Annotated in this window: 12 protein-coding genes; 2 read left to right on the forward strand and 10 right to left on the reverse strand. The window is 71.3% G+C overall.

What is annotated here, in order from left to right; translation table 11 throughout:
* Positions 1-41 precede the first annotated feature (41 nt).
* From AB0I77_RS25985 to AB0I77_RS26000, 4 genes are all read right to left on the reverse strand, one after another.
* The gene (locus AB0I77_RS25985) at positions 42-905 is read right to left on the reverse strand and encodes a carbohydrate ABC transporter permease (protein ID WP_363285082.1); all 864 of its coding nucleotides are present in this window, start codon (positions 903-905) and stop codon (positions 42-44) included.
* Positions 902-1,879 (reverse strand): sugar ABC transporter permease, encoded by a 978-nt coding sequence (locus AB0I77_RS25990; RefSeq protein WP_363285083.1) that lies wholly within the window; start codon positions 1,877-1,879, stop codon positions 902-904. The genes AB0I77_RS25985 and AB0I77_RS25990 overlap by 4 nt, the downstream gene beginning before the upstream one ends.
* A gap of 28 nt (positions 1,880-1,907) precedes the next feature.
* Positions 1,908-3,239 carry an extracellular solute-binding protein gene (locus tag AB0I77_RS25995; RefSeq protein ID WP_363285084.1) on the reverse strand — a complete coding sequence of 444 codons (1,332 nt, stop codon included), beginning with the start codon at positions 3,237-3,239 and terminating at the stop codon, positions 1,908-1,910.
* A gap of 118 nt (positions 3,240-3,357) precedes the next feature.
* Positions 3,358-4,458 (reverse strand): substrate-binding domain-containing protein, encoded by a 1,101-nt coding sequence (locus tag AB0I77_RS26000; protein ID WP_363285085.1) that lies wholly within the window; start codon positions 4,456-4,458, stop codon positions 3,358-3,360.
* Positions 4,459-4,681: 223 nt separating this feature from the next.
* Between AB0I77_RS26000 and AB0I77_RS26005 the strand changes: the two genes are divergently transcribed.
* Together AB0I77_RS26005 and AB0I77_RS26010 are read left to right on the forward strand one after the other, a co-directional pair.
* Positions 4,682-6,304, forward strand: coding sequence for an alkaline phosphatase D family protein (locus AB0I77_RS26005; RefSeq protein WP_363285086.1), 1,623 nt, complete (start codon positions 4,682-4,684; stop codon positions 6,302-6,304).
* Positions 6,305-6,442: 138 nt separating this feature from the next.
* Positions 6,443-7,819, forward strand: a complete 1,377-nt coding sequence (locus AB0I77_RS26010) for a carbohydrate-binding protein (protein ID WP_363285087.1) — start codon at positions 6,443-6,445, stop codon at positions 7,817-7,819.
* 85 nt (positions 7,820-7,904) lie between these two features.
* On the opposite strand, the gene AB0I77_RS26015 is transcribed toward AB0I77_RS26010, so the two are convergent.
* The 6 genes from AB0I77_RS26015 to AB0I77_RS26040 all read right to left on the reverse strand — a co-directional run bounded on the left by AB0I77_RS26015 (position 7,905) and on the right by AB0I77_RS26040 (position 12,781).
* Positions 7,905-9,005, reverse strand: coding sequence for a serine hydrolase domain-containing protein (locus AB0I77_RS26015; protein ID WP_363285088.1), 1,101 nt, complete (start codon positions 9,003-9,005; stop codon positions 7,905-7,907).
* On the reverse strand, positions 9,002-9,922 hold the full coding sequence (locus tag AB0I77_RS26020) for a hypothetical protein (protein WP_363285089.1): 921 nt from the start codon (positions 9,920-9,922) through the stop codon (positions 9,002-9,004). The genes AB0I77_RS26015 and AB0I77_RS26020 overlap by 4 nt, the downstream gene beginning before the upstream one ends.
* Entirely contained in the window at positions 9,919-10,911 is a 993-nt protein-coding gene (locus AB0I77_RS26025) for a hypothetical protein (RefSeq protein WP_363285090.1), read from the reverse strand. The genes AB0I77_RS26020 and AB0I77_RS26025 overlap by 4 nt, the downstream gene beginning before the upstream one ends.
* Positions 10,908-11,618 carry a hypothetical protein gene (locus AB0I77_RS26030; protein ID WP_363285091.1) on the reverse strand — a complete coding sequence of 237 codons (711 nt, stop codon included), beginning with the start codon at positions 11,616-11,618 and terminating at the stop codon, positions 10,908-10,910. The genes AB0I77_RS26025 and AB0I77_RS26030 overlap by 4 nt, the downstream gene beginning before the upstream one ends.
* A gap of 13 nt (positions 11,619-11,631) precedes the next feature.
* Positions 11,632-11,820 carry a hypothetical protein gene (locus AB0I77_RS26035; RefSeq protein WP_363285092.1) on the reverse strand — a complete coding sequence of 63 codons (189 nt, stop codon included), beginning with the start codon at positions 11,818-11,820 and terminating at the stop codon, positions 11,632-11,634.
* A 313-nt stretch (positions 11,821-12,133) separates the two neighbouring features.
* A complete protein-coding gene (locus tag AB0I77_RS26040; protein ID WP_363285093.1) occupies positions 12,134-12,781 on the reverse strand; it encodes a class F sortase in 648 nt (215 codons plus the stop codon).
* Between the last annotated feature and the right edge of the window lie 114 nt (positions 12,782-12,895).

Genomic DNA, 12,895 nt, shown 5'->3' on the forward strand with positions numbered 1-12,895 from the left:
GGCGACGGCGGCCCGGGGGCGGAAACCGGGGCCCGGTGAGGTCACTTGACGGCTCCGGCGGTCAGGCCGCCGCGCCAGAAGCGCTGGAGCAGCATGAAGGCCAGGATGAGCGGCAGTACGGCGAGCAGCGAGCCCATGATCACCACGGGATAGTACTCGGGCGACACGGACGCCTGACTGTTCCACTGGTACAGACCGAGACTGACGGGATACAGGTCCTGGTTGGACAGCATCACCATCGGCAGGAAGAAGTTGTTCCAGATCGTGGTGAGCTGGAACAGGAAGACGGTGACCAGCCCGGGTCCGAGCATCCGCAGAGACACCCTGACATACGCGGTCAGTTCGCCCGCGCCGTCGATCCGCGCCGCCTCCAGGACCTCGTCCGGGACGTAGCCCTGGCTGAAGATGCGGCCGAGGTAGACGCCGAACGGGTTGAACAGGACGGGGATGAACACCGACCAGAAGGTGTTGACCAGGCCGGTCTCCGAAGCCATCAGGTACAGCGGCAGCGCGAGAACGGTCTGCGGCACCATCACCGCCGCGAGCACCAGGCCGAACAGCTTCTCCTTGTGCCGGAAGCGGTACTTGTCGAAGGCGTAGCCGCAGGCGATGCTCACCAGCGCGCCGAGCGCCGCCCCGAGGACCGCGTACAGCAGGCTGTTGACGTACCAGCGCCCGTACAGGCCGCCGTCCATCGCGAACAGATCGCGCAGGTTCCGCACGAAGGAGAAGTCGCTCAGGGACAACAGGTCGCTGTTGAACAGCGCGTCCCGGTTCTTCGAGGCGGCGAGCACCAGCCACACTACGGGCAGCAGGGTGTAGAGGACGGAGATGAGGACGACGGCGTTGACCGTCGTACGGCCGAGCAGCCGGGGTCGCATCAGGGTGCTGTCGGTGGCGCTCATCGGGCCTCCTCGGCGTCGGCGCGGCTGGTCCAGCGGGTCACGCCGTAGGACAGGGCGATCGTGCAGAGCAGCAGGACGACCGAGGCGGCCGCCGCCAGGCTGTAGTTGTTGCGGGTGAACGCCGCGTCGTAGATGTACATGCTCGGCGAGAACCGGGAGTTGATCATCGGGGAGGACTGGCTGAGCAGCATCGGCTCGGTGAACAGCTGCAACGCCCAGATCAGCGTGAAGATCGCGACCATCACGATCGAGGCCCGCACCAGCGGCGTCTTGACCTGGAGCGCCGTGCGCACCGGCCCCGCGCCGTCCACGACCGACGCCTCGATCACCTCACGCGGCACGGCCTGAAGGGCGGCGTAGAACACCACCATGTTGTAGCCGAGGTTGCTCCACAGGGCGATGTTCACGATGGACGGGATGACGGTGTGCACGCCCAGGAAGTCGATCGTGATGTCGCCGCGGGCGAACAGGTCGATGACCGGGCTGATCCCGGGTGTGTAGAGGTACAGCCAGATCAGCGCCGCGATGATGCCGGGCACCGCGTGCGGCAGGAACAGCGCCAACTGCGCCCAGGCGCGCAGCCGTACGACACCGGAGTCCAGCAGCAGCGCCAGGGCGAGCGCCAGGGCGACCATGAGCGGGATGTAGATCAGGCAGTACAGGACGACGGTGCCGAGCCCGCCGAGGAACGTCGGGTCGGTCAGGACGGCGGCGTAGCTGCGCAGGCCCACGAAGACGGTGCGTTCGGGGCCGAAGCCGAGGCCGGGCTGGTCGTCGCTGAAGAAGCTGAGGTAGACGGCGGTGCCGACGGGGATCAGGAAGACGGTGACCAGCAGGGCGAAGAAGGGCGTCATCAGCACACCGCAGGCGGTGAGCCGGCGGCGCTGGGCCGCCTTGCGGGCGCGGTGGCCGGTGGCCTGTGCGGTGGGCGGCGGCGCGGTGGCCGGCACCGGATGCTGGGTGGTCGCGGTCATGGGGGTGTCACCTGCCTTTCGGGGCGGCTCAGGTGCTGCGCTGGGTGGTGGACAGGCCCAGGGCCTTGAGATCGGGCATGGTCCCGTCCTGCGCCGCGCGCACGGACCCGATGAGGGAGCCCTGGCCCGCGCCGGCGCGCGCGAAGTTGTCCTGCATGACCTTCTGCGTGGCGGACATCCGCGGCCCCCACACCCAGCCGTCGCGGATCCTCTCGGCCTCCTGCTGGAAGAGCTGGTAGATGTCCTGGCCGCCGTAGTAGGAGCGGTCGAACGCCGCGCGTCCCACGGCGACGAGAGGCAGGGCCGCCGGGTACTGGCTGCTGGCGCCGCTGGAGAGCCGGGCGCGCAGGGCGTCGGGATGGGACACCTGCCACTCGATGAACTCCATCGCGGCCTCGGGATACCGGCAGTCCTTGGTGACGGCGAAGGTGGAACCACCGTGCGTGCCGACGTACGGGCGGCCGTCGTCCCACTGCGGCAGCGGCGCGAGGCGCCACAGGCCCTTCTGCCCGGGCTGGGCGTTCATCTGGGCGCCGGCGTCCCAGGCACCGCTGAGGCGGGTGAGGACCAGGCCGTTGCCGATCTGCGCGTCCGCCTGCCGGCTCTCGATGGCGTTCACGAAGACGTCGTCGCGGTCGATGAGCCGCTGCCAGTAGGCGGCCACGCGCCGGGTCGGCGCGTCGGCGAGGGAGACGTTCCAGGCGCCGCCGGCGGTGTCGAACCACCGCGCGCCCGCCTGCCAGGAGTACGCGGCGAACTGGGTCATCCCGTCCGAGGGGAACAGCACCAGCCGCCGGCCGGGCGCCGTGCGGCGCACGGTGTGCGCCAGCTCGGCGAACTCCTCCCAGGTGCGAGGGACTTGGAGGCCGAAGCGGTCGAACAGGTCGGTGCGGTAGTGCATGACCATGGGCTCGACGTCGAGCGGGACGCTGAACACGCGCCCTTCGAAGGTGGTCAACCCGAGCGCCTGCGGCAGCAGTTTGCGGCGCAGGGTGTCGCTGACCAGGCCGGTGATGTCACGGGCGACGCCGTCGATGGCGAAGCCGGGTACCTGCGGGTACTCGAGGGTGGCGACGTCGGGGGCGTTGCCGGCCCGGGCCGCGTTGCTGAGCTTGGCGTAGCCGCCCTTGCTTCCGGAGGGGATCTGCTGGAACTCGACCTGGATGCGGTCGTGGGTCTTGTTGTAGGCGTCGACCACTTCCTGGCTGCCGCGCAGCGCGGACCAGAAAGTGATGCGCGTGGTCTTGCCCGTGCTGCGCGACGGGCCGTCAGATGACCCGCTGCAGGCGCTCACGGCTCCTGCCAGCGGTACGGCGGCTGTCGCGGCGAGCACGGATCGACGGCTGGGCCGACCGAGCATGTCGCCTCCCGCGGCTCTGCGTGTCAGGGAGACACGGCTGTTCGGGACACGGGAATCCTCATTGGTCGACCACAAACGGTCAATAGATCGATCAGAAGAAAATAAAGCGGTCAAACGCTCATTGGCTCAATGTGACGGTCATGCGTGTCGAGCCACGCACCCGCAAAGCGGGCAGCAACTCGACGCGGCGCACCGTGGATCCGGCGCCGCGGTGGCCGTCGAGGCGCCGCAACAACAGCTCCGCGGCCACCCGCCCGACCTCCGCCTTGGGCGGGGCCACCGCCGTCAGCGGGGTGGTGCCCAGGCCCGCGAGCACGTCGTCGTAGGCCACGACCGAGCAGTCCTCCGGCACCCGCACCCCGCTCTCCGCCAGCCGCTGGGCGATCATCAGGGCGTCCACATCGCTGTGCAGCACCGCCGCCGTCGCGCCGAGCTTGCCGAGCAGCGTCGGCACGTCCTGCATCTCGTGCGCCGCGTACGGCCCGTCGTGGCCGGCCTCCGGCGAACTGAGCGCCCACGCCCACTCCTCCAGCCGCGGATGCGCCCCGGCGATCTGTGTGAAGGCGGCTCGCAGACTCCGCGCGGTGGGGCTGTCGTCCCGCGTGGCGAACACGATCCGCCGGTGGCCGAGCCCCACCAGGTGCTCCACCGCGAGATGTGCGCCGTACCAGTGGTCCGAGCACACCGAGTCCAGGGCGTGCAGCGCGCTGCCGGGCCACGGCCGCCGTTCCATCAGCACGGCCGGCACGTCCAGCGCGGCGAGCCAGCCGTAGTCGGCCTCCTCGACGGCGGGAGTGCGCCACCGCGGGGCCAGCAGCAGACCCCGCGCGCCGCCCGCGAGCGCCCGCTCCACCAGCGGGAGTTCCGCCCCGGCCACCTGGGGCGCGATGTGCAGGGCGATGCGCATGCCGGCCTCTTCGAGCACCGTGCGGGCGCCGTGCAGGGTTTCGTACAGATACGAGTGCCGCTCCGGCACCACCACGGCCACGGTGTCCCCGTCCGGCGCATGCGGTTCGGGCTGTTCCGGCACGGGCGACGTCGAGTGGACGACCCCGTGCCCGCGGCGCAGCCTGCCCTCGCGGGTCAGCTCCTCCACGTCCCGGCGCAGCGTCACCACCGACACCTGGAGCTCGGCGGCGAGATCACGCACCCGCGCGCTGCCCCGCCCCTCCACCGCGGCCAGGACCCGCTGCCGCCTGAGTTCCACCGGCTCCCGCACGACGCCTCCCCAGCACGTGAATGTTCGTTTGATCGATGAGCGTCATCATAACGATCGCTTCGGGCCGCAGACCCCAGTAAGCAAGCACCTGATCGCAGGTCACCCCGCGCGCTTCTCGGGATTTTGATCTTTATCTCTTTAACATCCTTAAGTCCGTTTCATTCCGGTTCGGGCTCACGGAACCGGCATGCCCCCGTCACCGCCGACCGTGAACCAGGACCGTATGAGCTCAGCAGACCGCGAACTGCGGGCCGCCGCCCGTCACTTCGGGCGCCGCCGATTCCTCACCCTCACCGCCGCGGCCGCCGCGCTGGCCTTCAGCACGAACGTCCCGGCCGCGGGCGCGGCAGGTACGGGCGAGCCGACCACGTCGAAAATCGCCGACAATCCGTTCACTCTGGGTGTCGCCTCCGGTGACCCGCTGCCCGACTCCGTGGTGCTGTGGACCCGGCTCGCGCCCTCCCCGTACGAGCCGGGCGGCGGAATGGGCGCGCTGGCCGCCGCGGTGCTCTGGGAGGTCGCCCTGGACGAGCGGTTCGTCACCGTCGTCCGCAGCGGCGCCGGCACCGCCTTCCCCGAGTACAACCACACCGTGCACATCGAGGTCGACGGCCTCGACCCGGACCACGAGTACTACTACCGCTTCCGGACGGGGACGTGGATCAGCGAGACGGGCCGCACCCGCACGGCACCCGCCCGCACGTCCGCCCCCTCGACCCTGACCTTCGCCGCGGTGTCCTGCCAGGCCTTCCACGACGGCTACTTCACCGCCCACCGGCACCTCGCGCAGGACGACGTCGACGTGGTCTTCCACGTCGGCGACTACCTGTACGAGTACGCCGTCAACTCCGCGGGCGGAGCCCGCGGTTACCCGAGCGGCACCGTCCCCGGCGTCTTCAACCGTGAGACCGTCTCGCTGGAGGACTACCGCTTGCGGTACGCCCTGTACAAGAGCGACCCGGACCTGCGGGCCGTCCACGCGGCGCATCCGTTCGTCGTCACCTGGGACGACCACGAGACCGAGAACAACTACGCCGGCGCCGTCGACGAACACGGCAGTCCGCCCGAGGAGTTCCTGCTGCGCCGGGCCGCCGCCTACCGCGCCTACTGGGAGAACCAGCCGCTGCGCAGCGCCCAGATGCCCGTCGGACCCGATCTCCGGCTCTACCGGCGCCTGCACTGGGGCACACTCGCCCAGTTCGACGTGCTCGACACGCGTCAGTACCGCTCCGACCAGGCGTACGGCGACACCCAGCACGTGCCCGGGCCCGAGTCGGACGACCCGGCGCGCACCATGACGGGCGCGGCACAGGAGAAGTGGCTGCTCGACGGCTGGGACGCCTCGACGGCGGTGTGGAACGTGATGCCGCAACAGGTCTGCTTCTCGCAGCGGAAGCTGGACCTCAACGCGCAGGCGCTGATGTCCATGGACGCCTGGGACGGTTACCGCGCCTCACGGGGGCGGATCCTCGCCGGAGCGAAGTCGGCCGGGGTGGAGAACCTGATGGTCCTCACGGGCGACGTCCATGTGGGCTACGCCTTCGACATCAAGGACGTCTTCGACGATCCGGCGTCCACGACCCTGGGGACGGAGATCGTCGCCACCTCCGTCGCGAGCGGCAGGAACGGCGCCGAGAAGCCCGCCAACTGGGACACCTATATGAAGGCCAATCCGCACCTGAAGTTCTACAACGGGCGGCGCGGCTATGCGCGGGTCGAGTTGGGGCAGCGGGAGGCGCGGGCCGATTTCCGGACCGTCTCCGCGGTGACCACTCCGGGGGCGCCGATCACGACGGCCGGCTCCTTCGTCGTCGAGGCGGGCGAGCCGGGTCTCAAGCCCGCGTGACCGGCGCCCGGTTCGGCCGGGCGGGTCTGTCCTGTCGTCCGATCCGAGGAACCCGCAGGCGCCGGACATCTTCCGCCCGACTCGCGGCAAAAGCTACTGATTCGAGCCACTATTTCCGCTGAGATCCAGGAGACGTGTATGCCCACCAGACACATCGCGGCGGCCTGCGCCGCCGTGACCGCGCTCGGCGCGCTCGTGCTGACGACACTGCCCGAGGCGGCGGCCACCGAACCGCCCGCTCCGGCCGACGGGCCCTCGGCCGCCCGGACGCTCGGCGCCGACACCCCGTCGACCGCGATGCTGAGCGTGTTGCGGCGCGACCTGAAACTGACGGAGAGCCAGGCCAGGACGCGACTGGCGAACGAGGCCGAGGCGGGCACGCGGGCGGGGCAGCTTCAGATCGCCCTGGGCAAGCGCTTCGCGGGTGCCTGGGTGGACGGCGCGACCTCCGCCGACCTCACCGTCGCGACCACCGACACCGCGGACGTCCGCGCGATCGAGGCGGGAGGGGCGAAGGCCAAGGTCGTCAAGACCGCTCTGGCGGACCTCGAGGCGGCCAAGGCGGAGCTGGACGGCGCCGCGACCGGCGCCACGGCCCTCAAGGCGCCGGTCCGGTACGTCGACGTGCGCACCAACCGCGTGACGGTCCAGGCCAGGAGCCGCGCCGCCGCGAAAAAGCTGATCAGCGCCGCCGGAGTCGACAGCGGGCTGGTGCAGGTCGAGGTGTCGGCGGACCGCCCGCGCGCCCTGCACGACATCCGCGGCGGCGACGCCTACTACATCGAGGAAACCGCCCGCTGTTCCGTCGGATTCTCCGTCACCAAGGCGCAGCAGCAGGGCTTCGCCACCGCGGGCCACTGCGGCAGGGCGGGGGAGAAGACCACCGGCTTCAACCAGGTGGCACAAGGCGCCTTCGAGGACTCCGTCTTCCCCGGCCACGACATGGCCTGGGTGGGCGCCAACAGCGACTGGACCGCGACGCCCGACGTCAAGGGCGAGGGCGAGGAGAACGTCCAGGTCGCCGGCTCGGTACAGGCCTTGGTCGGCGCCGCGGTCTGCCGCTCCGGATCCACCAGCGGCTGGCACTGCGGCACGATCGAGCAGCACGACACCAGCGTCAGCTACACGGAGGGCACCGTCGACGGTGTGACGCGTACGACGGTGTGCGCCGAGCCGGGCGACTCGGGCGGTCCCTACCTCTCGGGCGCCCAGGCGCAGGGCGTCACCTCGGGCGGCAGCGGCGACTGCGCGAGCGGCGGCACCACCTTCTATCAGCCGATCAACCCGGTGCTCAGCGCATATGGACTCGTCCTCAAGACGAACGAGGCGCAGACCGACACACCCGAAACCCCCGGAACTCCCGTCGATCCGACCGGTTCGTGGGCGAGCGGTCGTGTCTACGACACCGGAGCACAGGTGACGTACAACGGTGTCACCTACGAGTGCCTCCAGGGCCACCAGTCGCAGAGCGCGTGGCAGCCCGCCGCCACGCCGGCGCTGTGGCAGCGCGTTTGACGTGTCGTCAGGGCCGAGCGGCACGCGGACCGGGTGCCGCTTGCCGCCCGGCCGCCGGCCGCGCCGCGGCGACGTCCGGGAGCCGCTATGCCTCGGCCAGCAGGCTGTAGGCGGTCGGTACGAAGGTGTCGCGGGCGCGGAAGCGGCGGGTGCACACGGCGGCCAGGGCCGTGCCGGTGCCCGGACAGAACCCCAGGAAGGCCTGCTGCCCGAGCGTCGCCCCGCAGTGGAAGTACAGCGGCCCGTGCTCGGTCGGATGCCGGAACCAGCCCATCGTGTGCACATGCCGGTGGCCGAGGCCCCGCCGCAGCACGGGCCGGCACACCGTCCGGAGCGCATCGGGCAGGGGAGTGCGGGACGGTCGCAGATGCGCCTCGACGAAGGTGAGCAGGTCGTCCGGAGTGCCCCGGACGGCGCCGGCCGCCTGGAATCCGCCGGCGTCCAGCGGGGGTGTGGGAGCCGTGCCGTCCGCGCGGTGACCGGTGGCGTCGGTGTCCGGGCCGTCCGGGTGCAGGGCGATGCCGTCGAGCCGCAAGGGGGACAGCACGTGCCGGGCGAGCAGGTCCTCCCAGGGCACGCCGGTCGCCGCTGTCAGGGCGTGACCGAGCACCGCTACCCCGAAGTTGGAGTAGCGCCAGCGCGTGCCCGGCCGACGCCGCTGCCGGTGCGCCAGAAAGGCGTCGACCACCCGCTCGCCCGGACAGCGCGCGTAGGGGTTGGTGTGCCACGCGGGCAGGGCCCGGCTAAAGAAGCCGGGGGGCAGGCCGGGCAGACCGGAGGTGTGGGTGATGAGGTGCGCGAGCGTGATGGGATCGCGGCCGGTGGGCCGGCCCGGATCGAGGAACGCGGCGGCGGGCTCGGTCCCGGAGAACGGGCCGGACCGCGTCAGCTGCGCCAGGAGCAGTCCGGTGAACGTCTTGGAGGCCGATCCCAGTTCGTAGCGCAGCCGGCTGCGGGGGACCGGTGGGGGCGGCGCGGTGCCGCCGCAGCGGAGGGTGCGGTGCCCGTCCCGGGAGAGAGCGAAGACGACGTCGGGGGCCGGCACGGCGCCGACGGCCACGTCGAGCCGCCGGCCCAGCGGTTCGTCGTCCGCGGACGGGCCGTCCGTGCGCGGGCCGCCCTCGGACAGGAGCGCGCCGACGGCGTCGAGCGGGTCGCCGGGCCAGGGCGTCTGACGGGGAGTCATGCCGGTGCCGGCGCCAGTCGGGCCAGCGCGCGGGACATCGCCATCACGGAGGCGAAGGCGGCGACGAGCGTCGGGTGGTAGACCACGTCGAACACCTCCTCGGGGTCCCCCGGCGGCATCGTGCGCAGGGCGGGCATCGCGCCGTCGGGCTGCTGGGCCGCGGCGAAGCCTTCCCAGGCCCGTTCGTCGAGGGTGGGGCGGGGCAGACAGGCGTCCACGACGAGCAGTTCGCCGAGCAGGTCCCAGCGCCGCAGATCGAGCCAGTCGTCCAGCCACACCGGCAGCCAGGTGGCGAGATAGTCGGCGATGGGGGGTGGCAGACCCTCGGGTCTCTCGCCCCAGTCCGTGAGGTGGAAGACGGTGTGGGTGATGTCGTAGGCGATGTGGCCCTCGACGGTCCAGGGCTCGGGTGTGCGTCCCAGCCAGGTCCGGCCCACGACCTCGGCCTCGGGCGGCTGGGGCGCCAGCCCGAAGCGGCGCTGGAACGCGGACAGGCCGAGGCGGCGGACGGGCGTCATCTCGAAGGCGGCATAGCCCAGCAGCCGGTGGTTGAGCCGGGCCGCGCGCTCCACCTCGGGATGGCTGTAGCCGAGTTCCCTGAAGGGGAGGTACACCTCGAAGGGGATGGGGGAGATCGGCTCCGTGCGCTGGCCGCGGACCAGCATGTCGCCGTTCTCCAGCGTGTGCCGCCAGGCGTGGTCGATCAGTTGCCGGGCCAGCTGGGCCTGGCGGGAGCCCGCCACCCCTTCGCGGAAGAGCACCTTGCAGATCAGGGCCAGTTCGCCGATGGGTTTGAAGCGCTCCAAGAAACCGACTTCGGGGTCGACGTCCGGTTCCAGCCGGAATCCGTCGCGGTGGGCGTAGAGCCATTCGATGGCGCCCACTGAGACGTTGTGGATGAGACGAGTGCTGGTCATGCGGGTGCTCCCTGTCCGCCCGGTTTCGGCTGGCTCGCGGACTTGAAGGTGCGCGCGGCGGGCGTCGCCTCCTCGCCGTCGGTCTCGTGCAGACGGGCCAGGGTGACCGCGGCGGCGAACGCCGTCATCAGCGTGGAGTGGTAGCAGTCGGCGAAGGTGCGCTCCGGTTCCCGCCGGTCGCGGCCCGGGCCCACTTCCGGCACGGCGCCGGAGTCGTCCTGCGCTGCGGCGATCCGGGCCCAGGCGTCCGCGAGGACCGTGTGTTCCGGGAGGCGGGGCAGGCTTGCCGCCACGGCCAGCAGCTCGCAGGCCAGGTCCCACTGCTCGTCCTCCAGGCAGGTGTCGAGCCAGGGCGGAAGCCAGTCCCGGAGGTAGGCCGCGACGTCCGGTGGCAGCCCCCGGGGATCCAGGCCCCAGTCGGTGAGGTGGAAGACCACGTGGGTGAGCGTGTAGCCGGCGCTCCGTTCGAAGGTCCAGGGCTCCGGCAGGCCGCCCAGCCAGGTGCGCCGCAGGGCCTCGGGCATGTCCTCGTGCAGGGGGAGACCGCTGCGGCGTTCGGAATTGAGCACGCTCAGGCGCCGGTTCGGCTCCTGCTCGGTCCATCGCCAGCCGCGGGTGCGGGTCACCGCCGCGGCGGCCCGTTCGTAGCCCGCATGGCGCAGACCGGCCGAGGCGAACGCGGCGTAGACCTCCAGGGGGTATGTCGCGAAGGGTTCGAGGCGCTGCACGTCGAGGAACAGGGCGCCCTCGCCGGTCTGTTGCCAGGCGTACGCCAGCAGATCGGACGCGGTGAGGTGCCAGGGCTCGCCGGGGTCGGTGTGCCGGCGGACGCACACGCACACCTGAGCCAGCTCACCGACGGGTTTCCAGCCGGTGTTCACATCGCCGTCGGCGGCGAGCGCGCCGTCGCCGAGCCGGAACCCGTCGCGGTGGGCGGACACCCAGGCCAGTGCGGCCCGCCCCCGCTCCCGGACCGCGGGGGCCGTCACGCCGGTGCTCCCGCGGGCAGGAGCCGCGCGGCCTGGACCTGAAGGGCCACTCGCGGATCGTCGCCGCCCATCTGGGCCACGAACGCCAGCCCGGACTCCAGGCCCAACGTCTCGGGCACACCGTCGAGTACGGTCAGCCAGCGTCCCGCGCCGGCCGCCTGGAGCCAGTCGCGCCGGCGCACCGCGCGGACGAAGCCCCGGGCGACGTCGACCGGGCGACGGCGTGCCGCCCGGGCCACCGCGCAGTCCTCCGCGGGAAGGGCGAGGGGAGCGAGGACCGCCAGCTGGTGGGTCAGGAACTGCCATGGGGCCTCGTCGAGCCACTCGGCCCCCGGTTCCGTGCCGTCGGCCCGCGCACCGTCGAGCGGCGCGGCCGACCGCGGCAGCGCCCGCTCCATGGCCCAGTGACTCCACAGTGAGGTGGGCGAAGCGTCAGCGGAGGGAGGAAACGCCTTCACCGCCTTCCGGACGACGGCGAGGTCATCGGGATCCGAAGGGACGGACCGCAGGACGTTCGGCAGGAGGACATCGGCACCCAGGACCCGTACGGCGGCGAGCGTGAGGTCGCCGGACGGCCCCGTCTCGTCGCGCCCCAGCAGGCTGTCGCCGAGGGGGAGGTGGTCCCCGCCCCGCAGGGCGGAGACCACCTCCGAAGCGAGGTCCTGCACCGCGCCCGTCAAACGGATCGAAGTGCCTGACTGCTTCATACGGCTCCTCCCGTCAGCCCTTCTTCGGCCGCGGCGTCGGAGGCGACAGCAGCAGGCCGAACTTGCCGCCGGACAGGGCGAGGGCCGCGCATTCGCGGCTGTCGCGGTAGTAGCCGTCGGCCTCGACGGGATCGAGGGCCGCTTCTACGTCGGTGATCTGCACCTCGGTGACGTCGGTGACGAGACCTTCGGTGGGAGTCATACCACCATCCCCTTATCAGGAGCGTGTGTTGGGTCTACAGCCCCGATTCACCGATTTTTGATGCCTTATGCGGACAAAGGAGGAAAAATGTAAATGTATTCTTCAACTGTCCAGCGGTGGGAAATTCAAGGCTGGACAGTCGAAGGTTCAACTGAGTGTCGGTACCAGCCCGTTACGGCCAGGTCGTGGCCGGCGTCGGAGTAGAAGTACTTGAGGGCGGCCATGCCCTCGGCGTGCTGTGTGGCACCGAGGTGCGCAGCGAGCCGCGGAGTGTCCAGTGCTCGCCTCGCGACCATCGCCTATCGCTCGTCGGTCAGACGAGGTGGGCGAAGACCACCAGGTTCTGCGTGTAGTCGCGGGCCGTGCTGTCGTAGTCGCCCGCACAGGTGATGAGCCGGACCTGAGCCTGCGGAGTGTCGCCGTACACGCGCTGGTCTGGGAAGTTCTTCTTGTCGAACGTCTCCATGCTGTCGACCACGAAGGTGGCCGTACGCCCGTCGGCTCTGGCGACGCGGAAGGTGTCGCCCTTCTCCAGCGCACCGAGGCCGGCGAAGACCGCCGCGGACGTAGTGGTGTCGACGTGCCCGGCGATGATCGACGTGCCCGGCTCACCGGGAGAGGCGCCCTCGGCGTGCCAGCCGACGAGGTTGACGTCGTCGGCGGGCGGGGGTTCGAGCTGCCCCGTCGGGCCGATGGCGAGGTCCGTGAAGGGGGCGTCGACCGAGATCTTCGGGATGAGCAGGCGAACCGGTCTCGATCGCGGCAGACTCTTTCCCGTCCGGTGCTCGGAGGGCGCGGTCGACGGGCCGGCGTGCGGGCTTGCGGGCCGGCCGACGTGCGGGCCGGCGGCCGCGGCACTGTGGTGGCGGGGGGAGTCGGACCGGGCGGTGTCGGACGACGTGTCGCCTCCGCCGAACAGGCTCACCGCCAGGACCAGGACGGCCACGGCGCACAGCAGCATCAGCCCACCGCGGGAATCCCGCTCGGCCGGCGGCGGCTTGGTCTCGGTGGAGGAAGCAGGGGGGGAAGTAGTGGAGGCATCCGTGGGGGAACCAGTGGAGGGATCGGCGGGGGG

The organism is Streptomyces sp. NPDC050619, assembly GCF_040654815.1.
Taxonomy (GTDB): Bacteria; Actinomycetota; Actinomycetes; order Streptomycetales; family Streptomycetaceae; genus Streptomyces.